Source organism: Plantactinospora sp. WMMB782, assembly GCF_049179135.1.
Taxonomy (GTDB): Bacteria; Actinomycetota; Actinomycetes; order Mycobacteriales; family Micromonosporaceae; genus Plantactinospora.
Genome location: NZ_JBMHMC010000007.1, coordinates 512,609 through 531,185 on the forward strand (window position 1 = coordinate 512,609; position 18,577 = coordinate 531,185).

General features: G+C 73.9%; 17 protein-coding genes. 13 read left to right on the forward strand and 4 right to left on the reverse strand.

Annotated features, from left to right (window positions below):
• Positions 1 to 85 precede the first annotated feature (85 nt).
• Both gltX and ACN28A_RS04190 read left to right on the forward strand, forming a co-directional pair.
• Positions 86 to 1,495 carry a glutamate--tRNA ligase gene (gene gltX / locus ACN28A_RS04185; RefSeq protein WP_421392488.1) on the forward strand — a complete coding sequence of 470 codons (1,410 nt, stop codon included), beginning with the start codon at positions 86 to 88 and terminating at the stop codon, positions 1,493 to 1,495.
• Between the two features lie 337 nt (positions 1,496 to 1,832).
• Positions 1,833 to 2,489 carry a hypothetical protein gene (locus tag ACN28A_RS04190; RefSeq protein ID WP_421392489.1) on the forward strand — a complete coding sequence of 219 codons (657 nt, stop codon included), beginning with the start codon at positions 1,833 to 1,835 and terminating at the stop codon, positions 2,487 to 2,489.
• A gap of 113 nt (positions 2,490 to 2,602) precedes the next feature.
• On the opposite strand, the gene ACN28A_RS04195 is transcribed toward ACN28A_RS04190, so the two are convergent.
• A complete protein-coding gene (locus ACN28A_RS04195) occupies positions 2,603 to 3,268 on the reverse strand; it encodes a hypothetical protein (RefSeq protein WP_421392492.1) in 666 nt (221 codons plus the stop codon).
• Positions 3,269 to 3,452: 184 nt separating this feature from the next.
• A complete protein-coding gene (locus tag ACN28A_RS04200; protein WP_421392495.1) occupies positions 3,453 to 4,007 on the reverse strand; it encodes a hypothetical protein in 555 nt (184 codons plus the stop codon).
• A gap of 255 nt (positions 4,008 to 4,262) precedes the next feature.
• Between ACN28A_RS04200 and ACN28A_RS04205 the strand changes: the two genes are divergently transcribed.
• Together ACN28A_RS04205 and ACN28A_RS04210 are read left to right on the forward strand one after the other, a co-directional pair.
• On the forward strand, positions 4,263 to 5,693 hold the full coding sequence (locus ACN28A_RS04205) for a sensor histidine kinase (protein ID WP_421392497.1): 1,431 nt from the start codon (positions 4,263 to 4,265) through the stop codon (positions 5,691 to 5,693).
• A 98-nt stretch (positions 5,694 to 5,791) separates the two neighbouring features.
• Positions 5,792 to 6,445, forward strand: a complete 654-nt coding sequence (locus ACN28A_RS04210; protein WP_421404133.1) for a response regulator — start codon at positions 5,792 to 5,794, stop codon at positions 6,443 to 6,445.
• A gap of 170 nt (positions 6,446 to 6,615) precedes the next feature.
• Here the strand turns inward: ACN28A_RS04210 and ACN28A_RS04215 are convergent, their stop codons facing one another.
• On the reverse strand, positions 6,616 to 7,284 hold the full coding sequence (locus tag ACN28A_RS04215; RefSeq protein WP_421392500.1) for a phosphatase PAP2 family protein: 669 nt from the start codon (positions 7,282 to 7,284) through the stop codon (positions 6,616 to 6,618).
• Positions 7,285 to 7,343: 59 nt separating this feature from the next.
• On the opposite strand from ACN28A_RS04215, the gene ACN28A_RS04220 reads away from it, so the two are divergent.
• From ACN28A_RS04220 to ACN28A_RS04250, 7 genes are all read left to right on the forward strand, one after another.
• Positions 7,344 to 8,564, forward strand: a complete 1,221-nt coding sequence (locus ACN28A_RS04220) for a PucR family transcriptional regulator (protein WP_421392503.1) — start codon at positions 7,344 to 7,346, stop codon at positions 8,562 to 8,564.
• A 134-nt stretch (positions 8,565 to 8,698) separates the two neighbouring features.
• Positions 8,699 to 9,874: an acyltransferase domain-containing protein gene (locus ACN28A_RS04225; RefSeq protein WP_421392505.1), complete on the forward strand. Its 1,176-nt coding sequence runs from the start codon at positions 8,699 to 8,701 to the stop codon at positions 9,872 to 9,874.
• Between the two features lie 52 nt (positions 9,875 to 9,926).
• Positions 9,927 to 10,856, forward strand: coding sequence for a beta-ketoacyl-ACP synthase III (locus ACN28A_RS04230; protein WP_421404135.1), 930 nt, complete (start codon positions 9,927 to 9,929; stop codon positions 10,854 to 10,856).
• 132 nt (positions 10,857 to 10,988) lie between these two features.
• Entirely contained in the window at positions 10,989 to 11,228 is a 240-nt protein-coding gene (locus tag ACN28A_RS04235) for an acyl carrier protein (RefSeq protein ID WP_107261778.1), read from the forward strand.
• Between the two features lie 2 nt (positions 11,229 to 11,230).
• Positions 11,231 to 12,457 (forward strand): beta-ketoacyl-ACP synthase II, encoded by a 1,227-nt coding sequence (gene fabF, locus ACN28A_RS04240; RefSeq protein ID WP_421392508.1) that lies wholly within the window; start codon positions 11,231 to 11,233, stop codon positions 12,455 to 12,457.
• 160 nt (positions 12,458 to 12,617) lie between these two features.
• Positions 12,618 to 13,250 carry a methyltransferase domain-containing protein gene (locus ACN28A_RS04245; protein ID WP_421392511.1) on the forward strand — a complete coding sequence of 211 codons (633 nt, stop codon included), beginning with the start codon at positions 12,618 to 12,620 and terminating at the stop codon, positions 13,248 to 13,250.
• A gap of 11 nt (positions 13,251 to 13,261) precedes the next feature.
• On the forward strand, positions 13,262 to 14,524 hold the full coding sequence (locus ACN28A_RS04250) for a D-arabinono-1,4-lactone oxidase (RefSeq protein WP_421392514.1): 1,263 nt from the start codon (positions 13,262 to 13,264) through the stop codon (positions 14,522 to 14,524).
• Positions 14,525 to 14,653: 129 nt separating this feature from the next.
• Here ACN28A_RS04250 and ACN28A_RS04255 read toward each other — a convergent pair whose 3' ends face one another.
• A complete protein-coding gene (locus ACN28A_RS04255) occupies positions 14,654 to 15,391 on the reverse strand; it encodes a hypothetical protein (protein WP_421392516.1) in 738 nt (245 codons plus the stop codon).
• A gap of 164 nt (positions 15,392 to 15,555) precedes the next feature.
• On the opposite strand from ACN28A_RS04255, the gene ACN28A_RS04260 reads away from it, so the two are divergent.
• Complete coding sequence (locus tag ACN28A_RS04260) at positions 15,556 to 17,187, forward strand: hypothetical protein (protein WP_421392519.1); 1,632 nt, start codon at positions 15,556 to 15,558, stop codon at positions 17,185 to 17,187.
• Positions 17,188 to 17,189: 2 nt separating this feature from the next.
• Positions 17,190 to 18,242, forward strand: coding sequence for a tetratricopeptide repeat protein (locus ACN28A_RS04265; RefSeq protein ID WP_421392522.1), 1,053 nt, complete (start codon positions 17,190 to 17,192; stop codon positions 18,240 to 18,242).
• The last annotated feature ends 335 nt before the right edge of the window (positions 18,243 to 18,577 follow it).

Sequence of the window (18,577 nt, forward strand, 5' to 3'; positions counted from 1 at the left end):
AATTCGCCGCTCGCCGCGCCCGCTCCGGTGCCCGGCGGGAAACCTGGTGGCGGGCCACCGCGGACAGCTGCGTAGGCTGGAGGCCGTGACGGTACGAGTACGCTTCGCCCCCTCCCCGACCGGGATGTTCCACGTCGGCGGTGCCCGCTCGGCGCTGCAGAACTGGATCTTCGCCAAGCAGCAGGGCGGGGTCTTCGTGCTGCGGATCGAGGACACCGACGCGGCCCGCAACCGGCCGGAGTGGACCGAGGGCATCCTCTCCGCGCTGGACTGGATCGGCATCGCCCGGGGCAGCTACGAGGGACCGTACCTCCAGTCGGCGAACGCGGGCGAGCACCGCGACGCCGCCACCCGGCTGCACCGCACCGGCCGGGCGTACTACTGCGACTGCACCCGGGAGGCGGTGCAGGCCCGCACCGGCTCCCAGTACCAGGGCTACGACGGTTTCTGCCGGGACCGCGGCCTGGAGCCGGGCCCGGGCCGGGCGCTGCGGTTCCGTACCCCGGACGAGGGCGAGACCGTGGTCGTCGATCTGGTACGCGGCGAGCCCACCTTCGAGAACAGGCTGATCGAGGACTTCGTCATCGCCCGGGCCGACGGCTCGGCGGTCTTCCTGCTGGCCAACGTCGTCGACGACATGGTCATGGGCATCACGCACGTGATCCGGGCCGAGGAGCACCTGCCGAACACGCCCAAGCAGCAGCTCCTCTGGGACGCGCTCGGGGTCAAGCCGCCGGTCTGGGCGCACGTGCCGGTGGTGGTGAACTCCAAGCGGCAGAAGCTCTCCAAGCGGCGCGACAAGGTGGCCCTGGAGGCGTACCGGGACGAGGGCTACCTCGCCGACGCGATGCGCAACTACCTGATGCTGCTCGGCTGGGCGCCGTCGGGCGACCGGGAGATCGTGCCGTGGTCGGTGATCGAGTCCGAGTTCCGGCTCGCCGAGGTGAACCCGTCACCGGCGTTCTTCGACGAGAAGAAGCTGCGGGCCTTCAACGGCGAGTACATCCGGGCGTTGCCGGTCGACGAGTTCGTCGCGGCCTGCCAGCCGTGGCTGACCGGCACCGAGACGATCGCGCCGCCGCCCTGGCAGCCGGCCGACTTCGACTCGGCCGCGTTCGCCGCGGTGGCACCGCTGGCCCAGACCCGGATCGCCGTGCTCGGCGAGATCGTGCCGAACGTCGACTTCCTCTTCCTCGACTCGCCACTCGTCGACGAGGCGGCCTGGACGAAGAGCATGAAGGAGGGTTCGGCCGAGCTGCTGGACGAGGCGATCACCGCCTTCGAGGCGCTGCCGGAGTGGGCGGCCGAGCCGCTGAAGGCGGCCCTGGAGGAGGTCGGCGCCGGCCGGGGGCTGAAACTCGGCAAGGCCCAGGCCCCGGTCCGGGTGGCTGTCACCGGGCGCAGCGTCGGGCTGCCGCTCTTCGAGTCACTCGCCGTACTCGGCCGGGAGCGCACCCTCGCCCGGCTGCGCGCCGCCCGGCTCCGGCTGGTCTGAACGGGACGGTCCGGGGGCTTCCCTCTCGTCGGCAGCACGCTGAGCGTCAGCACCATGACGCTGCGCACCGGTGAATGTCAACAGGGCGACCCGGGCCCCCATGATCCTCCACATCCCGCTACGATTTCGCCAGGTGATCATCGGCTCGTGATTCTGTCGACCATTGATCGCAGATAGTTCCAATTACTGCTCGTCCAGGTGCAACCGAGCGGCGTTCTGCGGAGTCTTTGTTAGGGAGTACGGCGGTCCATCTGGGACGCCTGCCGTGCGCTCCACCGACCAACCAGCGCGTGACCTGCATCATGGCCACCATCGAGACGGGGCGAGGAGGTCGGCGATGGCCGGAGAGGTGAGTCGTCGACTCGTCGGCGTGGCTACGCTGCTGATCGCGGCGACCAGTTGGCTCGGGATCGCCGGGGCCGCCCAGGCGAAGCCGGCCAAGCCGACCGCGGTGGTGATCTCCGGCAAGGACCTGCCGTCCCCGGTGACGGTCCAGGCCCGGGGCGAGCCCGACCTGTTCGCCGCGCTCGTCGACCAGGTGGGCTTCCTGAAGACCGGCAGCGGCAACAGCGCCGGGTTGAAGGCCGCCGACCTCGGTCCGAAATACACGGTCGTGCTGCACGCCGGCGAGGTCGCCCAGCAGTCGTACGACCTCTATCCGCTGGCCAAGGGCGGGCCGCGGGTCTACCGGCCGGCCAAGCAGCCGGACAGGAGCAAGCCCGGTGCCGCCTGGTTCTTCGGCCGGCTGACCATGGCGGAGACCCTGCTGGCGGCCGGTGCGCCGCTGCCCGAGCAGGCGGTCAGCAGCCTGCACGGCGGCGGGATCGGCGGCGGCGAGCGGGTGATCCCGGACGACGCGATCGGCACCGGCAGGGACGTCGACCGGCTCCTCGGCGAACTGCGGCGGCTGATGCTGCTCAACGGTGCGGTGCTGCTCGCGATCACGCTCGGGCTGGCCGGCATCGCCCTGCTGGTACGCCGCCGCACCCGCTGACCCCGCACCCGCTGACCCCGCACCCTCCGCGACCTACCGCCCTGGGCCACGGCCGACGGGCGGTCAGATCTCCAGCCGAGCCGGGCGGTCAACACCAGCGGCATGGCGGGCGGTCAGCACCAGCGGCGTGGCGGGCGGTCACGGCGGACGGAGCGGCGGGACGGGCGTACGGCGCCGTGCCGGTGTGCTCCGGCCCAGCCCGGCAGCTCGGTCTGACAGCCCGGCGTACGCCCGTCTGCCTGCACGGTCGAGGTTTCCGCCGGGCCGGCGGCGCGGGCGGGCCGGTCCAGGTCGTCGCCGTCCGGTTCTCCCGGCCGGGGTCGGGGCACCAGCCTCGACCGGTCGACCGGCCGCCCCGGGTCGGGACCGGCCTGCTCCGGGTCGCCCGGTGCGGCGGCCAGCCCGGCCCCCTCCCCCGGCTCACCGGGGCGGAAGACCCCGGCCTGGTCGTCCGTCGCCGCCGGCTCCGGCCGGGTCCCGCTCCTCGCCTCCGGAGCCGGCCCGGTCCCGCTCCTCGCCGTCGGAAGCGCCGCGTCGGAGGGATCGCCCGCAGCGGCTGCCGGAGGTGGCTCGTCGGGGCCGTCCGCGCGCCCGGCCGTCCCCGGTTCGGCGCCGGGCCGGGCGGACGACCCGGCGAGCGGGCCGGCCGGAAGCGCGGCGCTGGCGCCGCAGACCCAGCGGAACCGGCCGACCGGGCCGAGCGGTGACACCGGCCCATGATCGCCAAGTAGCGAATCCTGCTCGTCCTCCGAACAGCCACGCTCGGCGTCATGCGCCATCCAGGCCTCCTCACACTCGCCGCCGGGTGGGCGGTCGCCCGGCAGGGTGGCACCCGCACCGTCGTCGGTCAGCCAGTGCGGGAAAGCGCATCACCGGGACCATGTCACCGTACTGGTCCCGGACGACGAGTTCGACGCCACCGTGGTGAGAAACTCCTGCATCCCGCTCCGCGGAAGATCCAGGTCACGAACCGGTCAACCTCCGGCTCTGGGTGGACTTCGGGAAGACCGTCGCCCAGACCGGGAAGGCGACGAGCCAGATCACGATCGCGACGGTCAACCGGACGATCCAGGCCAGCAGCTCGGCGGTCCGGTCCGGATCGCCGACCATCAGGATGCCGAGGCCGAGCAGGCCGCAGGCGACGGCCCAGCCCAGCAGCCCCTTGACCCACTCCCGCCACTCGTACCGGGCCCTCGCCCAGCCGCCGGCCGGCGGCTTCGTCGGCGGCGGTCCTCCGGCGAAGCGGTGGGCGAACCGCTGGTCGGCCCAGCGGATCATGCTGTGCCCGAAGGCCACCGAGAAGCCGAGGTACGCCGCCGCCAGCCCGTGCGTGAAGTTCGCGGTGGCACCGCGCCGCAGGTCGAGCACGGTGACGACCAGGATCACCAGGTCGATCACCGGCGTGCCGAGCAGCAGCAGCGCGCCGAGCCGGGGCATCCGGAGCGGGTAGCGGGCGACCAGGCCGGCGACCAGCAGTACCCAGAACCCGATCTCGCCCGCCGCGATCACCGCCAGCATCCCGTGTCCCCCTCCGCTCCTGGGCGGCACCGTTGCTGCACGGCACCGCCTCGCCGGTGCCGGCACGCCGCTCGGCGCCCGTGGCCCCGGCCACTGTTCCCAGTCTCGGCGGGGCGGCGGGGCCGGACCTCGGCACCGGTACGGAGATCCGGATCCGTCGAAAGAGGTACGCGTACACCCTTCGACGGAGTCGACCGGGTACGCCTCGTCGCCGGGGCCGACGGAAACGCCCCGCCGCTGTGGTGGGATCGGAAGGTGACCGCACGGCTGAGCCTGGAACGCGGCTCCCTGTCCCGGGACGTCGCGCTGGCGTCCGCGTCCCTGGCGGGTGGACTGCTGATGACGGCGCTCGGGGTGTACCACCCGCTCAATCCCGGCCTGCTGGACCCCCCGCCGGGGCTCACCGTCGGCACCCTCGCCGTCACCTGTCTCGCCGTGGCGCTGCGCCGGGTGGCGACCCGGCTCGGCCTCGCGCTGGGCACCGTCGCCATCGCCGTCGACCTGGTCCACGGGTCGTCGCTGGCCACCACGCTCGTCTACACCCAGGTGCTCTTCGACTCCTGCGTCTACGGGTCGGCGCGGCTCTGGCGCCGGCTGCTCTGGGTCAACCTGGTGCTGACCGGGGTTGCCGCACTGGTCGGGGTGCTGCTCGCCACCCCGGCCTGGCAGGGCATCGGGCTGGCGATTCCGGTGGTGCTGATCGGCGTACTCCCGGTGGTCAGCGGCATCGGCGTGCGGCAGTACCGGGACCAGGCCGCCGCCGAGCGCGCCCGGGCCGAGCAGACGGCCAGGCTGGCCGAACTCGACCGGCGCCAGGCGGTGGCGGCGGAACGGAGCCGGATGGCCCGGGAACTGCACGACGTGATCGCCAACCACCTGAGCGCGGTCGCGATCCACGCCACGGCGGCGCTGTCGGTCTCCGGGCTGGACCGGACCCAGCTCGACCAGGCGCTGCGGGTGATCCGGGAGAACAGCGTGCAGGGGCTCGCCGAGATGCGGCAGATGATCGGCCTGCTCCGGGAACCGGCCGGCGCCGAACCGGTTCCTCCAGCCACACCCGGCGGCGCGACCGCGGCCGGCAGCGCGGCGACCGCGGCCGGCAGCGCCAACCCAGCCGGCAGCGCCACCGCGGCCGGCAACGAGCCCGCCCGGCTGGGCACGGGCGACGGCCCGGTGCAGGCCCGGCTGGCCGAGGTCGACCGGTTGGTCGGCCAGGCCCGCGACGCCGGCCTGACGGTACGGTTCCAGACCACCGGCGAGGTACGCCCGCTGCCGGTCGGGGTGGACCGGGCCGCGTACCGGATCGTCCAGGAGTCGCTGACCAACGCGCTGAAGCACGGCGCCGGGCCGGCCGTCCTGACCATCTGTCACGAGCGGCGCTCGGTCAGCCTCACCATCGAGAATCCGCTCGCCGGGGTGGGAGGGGCCCAGGGTGCCGGGCTCGCCGCCGGTGCCGGTCTGCCGGGGGCGGGCGCGGGACTGATCGGGATGCGGGAGCGGGCCACCCTGCTCGGCGGCCGGTTCGAGGCCGGACCGAGGGGTGCGAGCTGGCGGGTACACGCCGAGTTGCCGAGCGCCGAGCCGCCGGCGGCACCGGCTCACGCCACCGGTTCGCCGCCCGGTGCCGCCGCACCGGGCCGGGCCGGCGAGGACGTCGGCGGTGCGGCGCCGACGGGCCGGCCGTGACCAGGCCGGACCGAGGTGACGCCGGTGCGTACACCGCGCTCGACGGCCCGGCCGGCGGTGACCGGCCCGAGACCGTCGACGCCGCCGGGACGGGCCGGGTGGTCCGGGTCGTGGTCGCCGACGACCAGGACGCGGTACGCGCGGGTCTGGTGCTGATCCTCGCCGGCACGCCCGGCGTGGCGGTGGTCGGCGAGGCGGCCGACGGCGAGGAGGCGGTGGCGCTGTGCCGGCGGCTCCGGCCGGACGTGGCGGTACTCGACGTCCGGATGCCCCGGCTCGACGGCGTCTCGGCGACCGCCGAGATCGTCGCCGAACGGTTGGCCGACGTCCTGGTGCTGACCACGTTCGACCTGGACGAGTACGTCTTCGGCGCGCTCCGGGCCGGCGCGTCCGGGTTCCTGCTGAAGGACACCGACGCCGACGGGCTGGTCGAGGCGGTGCGTACGGTCGCCCGGGGCGAGGGGATCATCGCGCCGGCGGTGACCCGTCGACTGATCACCGCCTTCGCCGCCACCGCCCCGGTCACCCCGGCCGGCGCCCGGACGGCGGTGGCCGAGCTGACGCCCCGGGAGCGGGACGTGCTGGCCTGTCTCGGGCTCGGACTGTCCAACCAGCAGATCGCGCAGCGGTTGGCGATGGCCGAAAGCACCACCAAGACGCATGTCAGCCGGATCCTCGGCAAGCTCGGACTGCGCAGCCGGGTGCAGGCGGCGATTCTCGCGCAGGAACTGGCCCTGCCACCACCACCCTGACCGGCCTGATCCAGGGCGGCGCGGATCGGCGCGCCACAGATCAGCGCGGATCGGCGCGCGCCACAGATCAGCGCGGAGCGGCGCGGACCGGCGCGGACCGGCGCGCGCCACAGATCAGCGCGGAGCGGCGCGGCGCGCATCAGCGCGCATCGGTGCGCGGGGGGCGGCGGCTACCGGGCGGCCCGGTCCGGGTGCCGGTCGGCAGGCCGGGCAGCGCCGGCGGCGGCCGGGGTCCGGGCGATCCGGGCGGCCAGCGGGACCACGGCGAGCGCCAGCAGCCAGCCGCCCAGCACGTCGGTCGGCCAGTGCGCCAGCAGGGCGACCCGGGTCAGCCCGACGAAGAGGGCGAACGCCACCGCCAGGCCGACGGTGAGCAGCCGGGCCGGCCCGCCGAGCCGGTGCCAGAGCAGGAGTACGGCCACCAGCGCCGCCGCGGCCGCGTTGCTGGTGTGCCCGCTCGGGAACCCGTTGCTGGTGATCACCACGAAGCCGTCCTCGGGCCGGGGGTGGTGCACCAGCCAGTGCATCAGTCCCCAGAGCACCGGCACCAGCACCGTCACGCCGGCGACGAACGCCGCCGCCCGGCGCCGGCCCCGGACGGCCAGCCCGACCGCGACGGCCAGGCCGGCGACCAGGAACGGGATCGTGGCGGCCACGTCGGTGGCGATCCGCAACCCGTCGACCAGCCGGGGGCTGGCGTCGCCGTACCCCCGGAACGCGTCGCTGACGGCGGTGTCGAAGCGGTCCGGCGGCGCCCAGCCGGCCACGGTCACCGCGAGCAGCACCAGGAAGCCGGCGAGCGCGAGCAGCGGGACCAGCAGGGGCGGGCGGGCGACCATCGGCACATGATGCCACGGCCGGTGGCCACCAGCCGGGCCTCGCGTGGCACGCTGGGCCGATGGCGAGCGAGGCGGGCGACGGTGACCTGGCGGCCACGCTGCGCCGGATCGAGCGGGCGGCGGGCACGCTGGCCAGCGCCAGCGTCACCCGGATGGACGAGACCCTGCCCTGGTTCCGCGACCTGCCGGCCGAGCAGCGCTCCTGGGTGATGCTCGTCGCCCAGGCCGGCGTCCGGTCCCTGGTCGAGTGGCTGCGTTCGCTGCCGAGCGCCGAGGACCGCAACGGCGCCGACGCCCTGGCGGACAGCCCGGACGAGGTCTTCGCCGCCGCGCCCCGGGCACTGGCCCGGTCGATAAGCCTCCAGCAGACGGTAGCCCTGATCAAGGTGACGATCGACGTGGTGGAGGAGCAGGTGCCGCACCTCGCCGCGCCGGGTGAGGAGCAACTGCTGCACGAGGCCGTGCTCAGGTTCTCCCGGGAGATCGCCTTCGCCGCCGCCCGGGTCTACGCGCGGGCCGCCGAGTCGCGCGGCTCCTGGGACGCCCGGCTCCAGGCCCTGCTGGTGGACGCGCTGCTGCGCGGCGACTCCCCCGACGTACTGGCCAGCCGGGCCGCCGCGCTTGGCTGGTCCGACGCTCCGCCGGTGGCGGTGGCGGTCGGCCGCTCCCCCGGCGGCGAGGTCACCGCCGTGCTGCACACCATCTACCGGGTCACCCGGCGGCTCGGGCTGGAGATGATCGGCGGGGTGCACGGCGACCGGCTCGTCCTGGTGCTCGGCGGCGCGACCGACCCGCTGGCCACCACCGCGAAGATGCTCGCCGGCTTCGGCCCCGGCCCGGTGGTGGTCGGGCCGGCGGTGCCGAGCCTGGACGCGGCGACCGACTCGGCCCGGGCGGCGCTGGCCGGCTTCCGGGCCGCACCCGCCTGGCCGGCGGCGCCCCGCCCGGTGGCCGCCGCGGACCTGCTGCCCGAGCGGGCCCTGGCCGGCGACCCGGAGGCCCGCCGGGCGCTGCGCCAGGACGTCTACGCCGCGCTGGTCCGGGCCGGCGGCGAACTGCTGGAGACCCTTGACGCGTTCTTCGCGGCCAACGGGGTGCTGGAGAGCGCCGCCCGGACCCTCTTCGTGCACCCGAACACCGTCCGGTACCGGCTGCGCCGGGTCGCGGATGTGACCGGATTCTCTCCGCTGACCGCCCGGGACGCCTTCGCGCTGCGGATGGCGTTGACGATCGGACGGTTGGACCCGTCCGCACCGGTCGGACCTGGGACGGGACAGTAGGCGCGGTACCGGACAGACGGGACGACGAGCCCGTCACCACGATGGATCTTTGTAGGGTCCTCACAAAGCTGGTAGTGCGGATTGGTACATCACGGCACCCGCGCCGGAACGGATGATCCAGCAGAGTCGTAAGCGTGCTCGCCGTACTCTCCCCCGGCCAGGGTTCCCAGAAGCCCGGCTTCCTGACCCCGTGGCTCGAACTGCCCGGCGCCGAGGCGCGACTGCGCTGGTGGTCCGCGCTGGCCGGCGTCGACCTGGTGCGGCTCGGCACCGAGGGCGACGCCGACGAGATCCGGGACACCGCGCGTACCCAGCCGCTGCTTGTCGCCGCCGCGCTGCTCGCCGCCGAGCGGCTGCCGCTGCACGACGTACGGGTCACCGCCGGGCACAGCGTCGGCGAGCTGGCCGCGGCGGCGCTGGCCGGCGTACTCAGCGCGGAGGCGGCGGTGACGCTGGCCGGGGTACGCGGCCGGGAGATGGCCGCCGCCTGTGCCCTGGAGCCGACCGGGATGTCGGCGGTGATGGGCGGCGACCCCGACGAGATACTCGCCGCCGTCGAGGCACACGAACTGCACCTGGCCAACTCCAACGGCGCCAACCAGCTCGTGGTCGCCGGTGCGGTCGACCGGCTGGCCAAGTTCGCCGCCAACCCGCCCGCCGGGACCAAGGTGATCGCCCTCAAGGTGGCCGGCGCCTTCCACACCCCGTACATGGCCCCGGCCGAGCGGGCCCTGGCTGCGGTGGCGGCCGGGATCGTACCGACCGACCCGGCCCGGATCCTGCTCTCCGACGCCGACGGCGCCCCGGTCGGCAACGGGCGGGAGATGCTGCACCGGCTGGTCCGCCAGGTGACCGCCCCGGTCCGCTGGGACCGCTGCGTGCACCGACTCGTCGCGCTCGGCGTCACCGCCGTGATCGAGCTGGCCCCGGCCGGCACCCTGGCCGGGCTGATCAAGCGGGAGTTGAAGGGCACCGGGCAGGTACCCGAGATCGTCACCCTGAACACCCCGGCCGACCTGCCGGCGGCCCGCGACCTGATCGCCCGGCACGGCGGACCGGCCGGGCCGGTGCCCGCCACCCCGTTCCGGGTGGTGCTGGCCGGCGCCGCCGGCACCTTCACCCCGGCGCCGGAGCTGGCCGAGGGCGCCGTCGTCGGGGCCGGGCAGGTCGTCGGGACGGTCAGCACCCGTACGGGCAGCGTCGAGGTCACCGCGCACGACTCCGGGCTACTCACCGGATGGCTCGCCCAGCACGACGACCCGGTAGCCCCGGGCCAGCCCGTCGCCCGCATCGGAGGACAGCTTTCATGACCGGTTCCCCGGAGTTCCCGGACCATCGCCCGGCGGTGGCCCGGTGAGCAGGATGATCGCGCTCGGCCACTACCAGCCGTCGCGGGTACTCAGCAACGACGACCTGGCCCGGATCGTCGACACCAACGACACCTGGATCCGCGAGCGGGTCGGCATCGCCACCCGGCGGATCGCCGACTCCGAGACCGTCGCCGACATGGCCGCGGCCGCCGCCGACAAGGCGCTGGCGAACTCGGGGCTGGCCGCCGCCGACATCGACCTCGTGGTGGTGGCCACCTGCTCGGCCGTGGACCGCAGCCCGAACACCGCCTGCCGGGTCGCCGCCAAGCTCGGCATCGACGCACCGGGCGCGTTCGACGTCAACACCGCCTGCTCCGGGTTCTCCTACGCGCTCGCCACCGCCGACCACGCCCTGCGGGCCGGTGCCGCCCGGAACGCGATCGTGATCGGCGCGGAGAAGCTCTCCGACTTCGTCGACTGGACCGACCGGTCGACCTGCATCCTCTTCGGCGACGCGGCCGGGGCGGCAGTGGTCACCGCGACCGGGGCCGACGAGCCGGACGGCATCGGGCCGGTGGTCTGGGGTTCGGTCCCGGAGCGCAGCGACGCGGTGCGGATCGAGGGCTGGCGCCCGTACATCCAGCAGGAGGGGCAGTCGGTGTTCCGCTGGGCCACCACCGCGCTCGCTCCGCTCGCCCTCAAGGCGTGCGAGCGGGCCGGGGTGGCACCGTCGGAGATCGCCGCCTTCGTGCCGCACCAGGCCAACCTACGGATCATCGAGGGGATCGCGAAGCGGCTGGACATGCCGCAGGCGGTGATCGCCAAGGACATCGTCGAGTCCGGCAACACCTCGGCGGCGAGCGTGCCGCTGGCCCTCTCCAAGCTTGTCGAACGCCGGGAGGTGCCGTCCGGCGCCCCGGTGCTGCTCTTCGGCTTCGGCGGCGGCCTCACCTACGCCGGACAGGTCGTCCGATGCCCCTGACCGGGTGCCCCGGATCCCCGGCGGCGATCCCGCCGGCCCGGCCGCGGGTACTCCGACCGGTCGAACGCTGACCAGCGGCGGCGGACGGATCCGCCGCCGCCGACATCCATCCATGGAGAGGAAAGAACCACAATGACCCGTGACGAGATCACCGCCGGCCTCGCCGAGATCCTCGAAGAGGTCGCCGGGGTGAGCCCGGACGACGTCGCCGAGGAGAAGTCGTTCACCGACGACCTCGACGTCGACTCGCTCTCCATGGTCGAGGTCGTGGTGGCCGCCGAGGAGAAGTTCGGCGTCAAGATCCCGGACAACGACGTGCAGAACCTCAAGACCGTCGGTGACGCCGTCGCCTACATCGAGGCGCAGTCCTGATCATGAGTCGTCCCGACGTCGTCGTCACCGGGCTCGGCGCGACGACCCCGCTCGGCGGGGACGTCGCGTCGACCTGGGAAGCCATGCTGGCCGGCCGCTCCGGGGTGGGTCCGCTCACCCAGGAGTGGGCCGAGCAGCTTCCGGTACGCATCGCCGCCCAGCTCGCGGTCGAACCGACCGAGAAACTGGACCGGGTCAAACTGCGCCGGCTCGACCGCTCCGAGGCGATCGCGTTGATCGCCGCGCACGAGGCGTGGGCGGACGCCGGCCTCGCCGACTCGCCGCCGGAGCCGGAGCGGCTGGCGGTGAGCGTCGGCTCCGGCATCGGCGGGGCGCAGACGCTGCTCGCCCAGGACGACATCCTGGAGGCGTCCGGGCCGCGTCGGGTCTCCCCGCACACGGTGCCGATGCTGATGCCGAACGGCCCGGCCGCCTGGGTCGGGCTGGAGCTGGGTGCGCAGGCGGGAGTGCACTCGGTGGCCAGCGCCTGTGCCACCGGGGCCGAGGCGATCGCGCTCGGCCTGGACATGATCCGCTCCGGCCGCGCCGACGTGGTGCTGGCCGGCGGCACCGAGGCGGTGGTGCACCCGCTGCCGATCGCCGGGTTCGCCTCGATGCGGGCGATGTCGACCCGCAACGAGGACCCGGAACGCGCCTCCCGCCCGTGGGACAAGGGCCGGGACGGCTTCGTACTCGGCGAGGGCGCCGGCGCGGTCGTCCTGGAACGGGCGGACCACGCCGCCGCGCGCGGCGCCCGGGTCTACGCCCGGCTGGCCGGTGCCGCGCTCACCTCCGACGGGTACGACATCGTGCAGCCACACCCCGAGGGGCGCGGGGTGATCCGGGCGATCAACATGGCGATCGCCGACGCCGGCATCGACCGCTCGGACATCGTGCACGTGAACGCGCACGCCACCTCCACCCCGGTCGGTGACATCGCCGAGATCGTCGCGCTGCGCTCCGCGCTCGGCAACCACCCGGTGCTGACCGCTACCAAGTCGATGACCGGGCACCTGCTCGGTGCGGCCGGCGCCCTGGAGTCGATCGCCACCATCCTGGCCATCCGGGACGGGATGGTGCCGCCGACGATCAACCTCGACGATCCGGACGACGCCCTCGACTTGGACGTGGTCGCGCACAAGGCCCGGCAGTTGGAGATCCCGGCGGCGCTGAACAACGGGTTCGGCTTCGGCGGCCACAACGCGGTGCTGGTCTTCGCCCGGCCCTGACCGCCTGCCCCTGACCGCCGGCCCCGGCCCTGCCCGGGTCCGGCGGTGGTAGATTTCGGCTCGTTCCGGCGCCCGCCGCGCCACCAGGTGCGGCGGGCGCCGTTCTTCGCAGGACGGCGGGACGAACGACGAGCGGACGGCGAGCTGAGGAGAGGCGCGGATGCTGGCGGCGTTGAAGGGACTGCTCGGACACGAGGCGCTGTACGTGGCCCTGCAGAAGGGCCTCGGCGCGGACCGGCTCCGCTACCGCTGCCTCGACGAGCTCGCGCTCACCGACGGCGACACCATCATCGACGTCGGCTGCGGCCCGGCCTACTACTTCGGCCGGCTGCCGAAGGTCCGCTACTACGGCTTCGACACCAGTGAGAAGTACATCGCGCACGCCCGCCGACGCTGGGGCGGCGAGCAGGTCGAGTTCCGCTGCGAGGTCTTCGGCGAGCAGCACCTCGGGCAGATCCCGCCGGCCGACGCGATCCTGCTGCTCGGGCTGCTGCACCACCTCTCCGACGACGAGTGCCGGCACGTGTTGACGGTCTCGGCCAAGGCGCTCGCCCCGGGCGGCCGGGTGATCGCCGTCGACCCCACCCTGGTGCCGGGCCAGCATCCGATCTCGCGGTGGATGTCCAGGAACGACCGTGGCGAGTACGTCCGCACCCCCGAGGCGTTCGTGGCGCTCGGCCGGGAGACATTCGCCGACGTCGACGGCGAGGTCGTCGACGACGCGACCCGGATACCGACCAGCCACTGGATGATGCGGATGCGGACCCCGGCGCTCGTGACCGACCCGAAGTGACCGGCCCGGCGATGACCTCCCCGTTGCGCAACTGGGCCGGCAACGTCGACTTCCGGGCCCGCCGGCTGCACCGGCCCGGCTCGGTCGACGAGCTGCGCGCGCTTGTCGCCGGCAGCGACCGGATCCGGGCGCTCGGCACCGGCCACTCCTTCAACCAGATCGCCGACACCACCGGCGACCTCGTCTCGCTGGCCGGCCTGCCGCCGGTGCTGGAGGTCGACCGGGCGGCCGGCACCGTCACCGTCTCGGCGGCGCTGCGCTACGGCGACCTGGTCGGCGAGCTGGACCGGGCCGGCCTGGCCCTGCACAACCTCGGCTCGCTGCCGCACATCTCGGTGGCCGGGGCCTGTGCCACCGGCACGCACGGCTCCGGGCCGGGCAACGGCAACCTGGCCGCCGCCGTGGCCGCGCTGGAGCTGGTCACCGCCGACGGCGAGCTGGTGACGCTGCGCCGGGGGGACGCCGACTTTGCCGGCGCCGTGGTCGGGCTCGGCGCGCTCGGCGTGGTCACCCGGCTCACCCTGGACCTCGTCCCGGCCTTCGATCTCGCCCAGTACGTCTACGACGACCTGCCCCGCCCCGAGTTCGACGCGCATCCCGACGAGATCCTCGGTGCCGGTTACAGCGTCAGCCTCTTCACCGACTGGACCGGTCCACTGGTGAACCAGGTGTGGCGCAAGCGCCGGGTCGACGGCTCCGACCCGGCTCCGGCCGAGCCGCACTGGTATTCGGCCACCCTGGCGACCGAGCCCCGGCACCCGGTACCGGGGATGTCGGCGGTGCACTGCACCGAGCAGCTCGGCGTTCCGGGGCCCTGGCACGCCCGGCTGCCACACTTCCGGCTCGAGTTCACCCCGAGCAGCGGCGAGGAGCTCCAGTCGGAGTACTTCGTGCCGCGCGAGCACCTGGTCGGGGCGCTGCGCGCGCTGGACGGCATCGCCGACCGGATCGCTCCGGTGCTGCAGATCTCGGAGATCCGCACGGTCGCCGCCGACGAGCTGTGGCTGAGCCCGAGCTACCGCCGGGAGAGCGCGGCGGTGCACTTCACCTGGGTCAAGACCGACGCGGTGCTGCCGGTGCTGGCGGCGGTCGAGGAGCGGCTGGCGGGGTACGCGGCCCGGCCGCACTGGGGCAAACTCTTCGGCGTACCGCCCGAGGCGCTGCGCGAGCGCTACGAGCGGTACGCCGACTTCGCCGAGCTGGTCGGCCGGTACGACCCGACCGGCAAGTTCCGCAACGAGATGCTGGACCGCTACTTCCCGGCCGCCGGCTGAGCCTGGCCTGACCGCGACCCGGCCGAGCCTGGCCTGACCGCGACCCGATCGAGCTGGACGGAGCCGCGGACCGGTCGAGCTGGACGGAGCCGCGGACCGGTCGAGCTGGCCCGAGCGGTGGATCGGCCGTCAGAGCTGTAGGAACAGGTTGCCGATCATGGCACTGGCCAGGATGGCCAGGAACGCCACGGCGGCGTAGCGGAGCAGCCGTACCGCCTCGCGGAGCCGTACGTAGCGCTGCCGGTGCTGCTGGATGCCGATCCAGAGTTCGACCTGGGCGGCCCGGCGGATCTCCGGGTCGCGCTGCCCGGCCAGCGCGGCCTGGAACTCGGCGAAGGAGTGCAGCCGGCGCACGGTGTCGGTGCCGTTGAAGACGAGCGCCTCCGGCAGTTCGTCTCCGCTGCCGAGGATGGCCCGGCTGGGGCGGATGGTCACCAGCACGCTCGCCGCGCGCAGCAGCGAGAGTACGACCAGCCCGGCGCTTACCAGGCTGGCCAGGGTGAAGAGCACCAGTGGCACCGACCCTAACCGATCGGCGACGGACCCGCCGAGCAGCTGGGCGAGCACCACGGCGTTGCCGGCCGAGAGGATGGCGCTGGCGCTGAGCACCACCGAGGCCCGGCTCGACGTGGAGGCGCGCGAGCGGTCGTACCGGTCGAGGTGCCACTGGAGCAGGTCGATCCGCTCGGCCGTCGAGGGCGTCTCCGGATCGGCGGCCGAGGAGCCGGCGGCCGAGGAGCCGGCGGCCGAGGAGCCGGCGGCCGAGGAGCCGGCGGCCGAGGTGTCGGCGGCAGCGGCAGCGGAAGTGTCGGCGGCGGAGGTCTGCTCGGGCGGCTGCTCCGGGGTGCGGCCGGCAATCTCGGTCAATCTCACGCTCCTTGATCAGATATATGCAGGGTATCCGGATCGGAAAAGTGGCCGAGTCGGGCGGGTGTCCATCGTGGATTGCCAGGTGGTCGGGGGTGTGGTGGGATAGGTAGTTGGCGCTTGGCGCCGTTTTTGTTGCCGACCGCCGGGACGGGGTCCAGACGATGGCCGAATCGACAGAGGGTCGACTTACCAACCCGCTCGCCTGGGCCGAGGTTCTGGGCAAGGATCTGTTTTACGCGCTTTCGGAATGGATCAAGGGTCAGGCATTCGATCTCACATTCCATCGCTGGTTCACCGACGGCCGCAGCGGCTCCTACGTGGCCTCGGTGCGGCTGCGCCCGCATCGAGGCCCGCAACGCGGGGCGATCCTCAAGCTGGTCCCACCGCACCTGGCCGCCGCCGAGTCGCGGGCGGTCGATCTGGCCGAACAGTGCACGCCCGCGGACTTCTACGACCGGCACCTGGTCCGCACCGACCGGATAAACCCGCTGCCGGGCAGTTCCTGGTGGCTGCACCTGCAGGAGGTGGCCCAGGGCGACGTCTCCGCGATGCTGACGCTGGAGAGCCTCGTCGACCACGCCGACCTCGCCGGGTACTGCGGCACGATCGTCAGGGCCATCGTGGACGGCTGGTCCGGGGACCCCGGTCTGGAGAGCAAGAGCGTCCCGCCCGGCGAGTTCCTCCGGGCCGATCTCGCCGGAAAGCTGGCCGGCCTGCGCGACTTCGCCCGGGTCGCCAGGCTCGACGTGCGGGACCCGCCGGCGCTGGTCCGGGTGCCGGGCCGGACCGATCCGCTGCCGAACCCGCTCGCGCTGCTGTTCGGTCAGCTCGACCGCCCGCGACCCGACGGTGGCCCGGTCGACGAGATCGAGGTGTTCAGCGGCAACGGGCACGGCGACCTGCACCCCGGCAACATCCTGATCCCGGTGGGCCGGGAGATCCGGGCCGCCGACTTCCGGCTGATCGACCTGGGCCGGTTCTCCCCCACCACCCCGGTCTCCCGGGACCCGGTCAAGCTGCTGCTGGCGATCGCCGACCGCTGGCTGCCCGGCCTCGCACCGTACTCGGCGCTCCGGTCCAGCCTGGCCGAGCTGCTGGTGACCCCGGACCGCTATCCGCGTACCCCACCGATCGCCGGCTATCTGGAGGTCGCCGAGGCGGTCTACCGGGCGGCGGCCGGCCCGGCCACCCGGTACGGCCTGGTCGAGCAGTGGGCCCGGCAGCACCGGCTGGTGCTGGCCGCCTCGGCACTTCGCACGGTGAGCCGGGTCGACGTCGCGCTGCCGGACCGGTGGTGGCACTTCGAGCTGGCCGCGCTGGCCATCCGGATGCTCGGCGACGACTCCGGCGGGGTGCCCGTCGACCTCACCACGCCACCGAGTACACCCCGGCCGGCGCCGCCCGCCGACGCCGCACCGGCCGCCCCGGTCACCGCATCGGCCGATCGGGTCGGGGATACGACACAGCGGGCCGGCGCGGGCGCGGATGTGGAGCCGCCCGGGATGTCCCGACCGGGTCCGGCGGAGGCTGCGGTACGTCCGGCGGGTTCGGGCCGGGACGGTTACTCCGGGCTGACCAAGATCCTGTTCGGCCGGCGTCTCGCGGACAGCTGGCCGGAACTCGCCGACCTGCTGGGGATGCGCCCGGACGAGGTGGACCGGTTGCCGCAGGGCCGGGAGGCGGGCCACATCTGGCGCTGGCTGGAGGTGCGGGGCCGGCTGCCGGAGTTGCGTGACGCGCTGCTCGCCCTCGACCGGCCGGACCTGGTGCGCCTGCTCGACGAGGACGCCTGACGGTGGGCTTCACCGCCGCAGCCGAGCGGGAGTTCTACGGCCGGCTGCACACCAGTTGGCCGGAGCTCTGCGTCCAGCTCGGGATCGACGGGCCGGAGCAGGACCGGTTCCCCCGTGGCGACGAGCCGCAGGGCATCTGGCGCTGGTTGCAGGCGCGCAGGCGGCTCGACGAGTTGCCGGGGGCCCTGGCCGCCGTCGGCCGGCAGGACCTGGCCGAGACCCTGGAGGTCGGGCGGTCCGAGCGGGCGGCGGTGGAGGTCGGGCCGCGGACCCCGCCCGGCGGGCCGCGACTGTCGCCAGGTCCGCTGACCCGGCGGTACGACACCGCGGCCGAACTGGAGAAGCGGGGCAGCTATCCCGACGCGCTGCGCGAGCTGGACCGGGTGGCGGCGGTTGTGCACTGCGACCGGATCCTGCTGCTCCTGCACCTGGGCCGGACGGCGGACGCGGCCCGGCTGCTGGACGAGGTGGACCGGCTGCACCGGCAGGTCGGGCTCTTCGAGGACGACCCCGAGCGGCTGGCCGCCCGCTACTACCGGGCGGCGGTGCTGTGGGAGCAGGGGCTGCTGGAGCAGGCGGAGTCGGCGTACCGGGCGGTGTTGAAGGCCCGGACGGAGCAGCTCGGCGCGGCGAACCCGGAGACCCTGCGGACCAGGTGCAGCCTGGCCGGGGTCGTCGCCGACCGGGGACGCTGGCCGGAGGCCGAGGCCGAGTTCCGGGCCGTACTCGACGAGCGGACGACGGTGCTCGGCGAGTCCCATCCGGACACCCCGCTGACCCGGTACGCGCTGGCGGACCTGCTCGTCCGGCAGGGCCGGGCACCCGAGGCGGACGCGGAGTACCGGCTGGCGCTGCAGGGGTGCCGGCAGTTCCTCGGGGCGGAGCATCCCAGCACTCTCCAGGTCCGGCACGGGTTCGCACTCCTGGAGTACGCCCAGGGGCGCCGGGAGTCGGCGCTCGCCAATCTCTCCGCCGTGCACACGGCGCGACAACGTATTCTCGGCTCCGAGCATCCGGCCACCCGGGCGGCGGCCGACGATCTCGAAAGGTTGTGACCGGTAGTCCATTCCGGACATCTGCCGCGTCCGCGCCACGGATAAGCCTCTGCAAGACTTTTGCAATAGTGCGACGAGGGGCCGGGTGAACGCTTTCCTGGCTGCGGAGGAATCCACAGAGCCATCCCGGTGTTACGCCCGGTACGACGACGCGTAGCCTGGGTACATCAGGTCCGGTTGCCCGACGTCCCGGAGCGACCCTCGGGGAACGGCAGGCAGAACGTCCGCAACTCTGAGTAGGCAACGGCGAGCCGTGGGAGGACACACCATGGCGGCTCCACAGTCGATGGTCAGGTACGGCAGCCCGAGTGACGCAGGTCACCACGCCTTTCCGC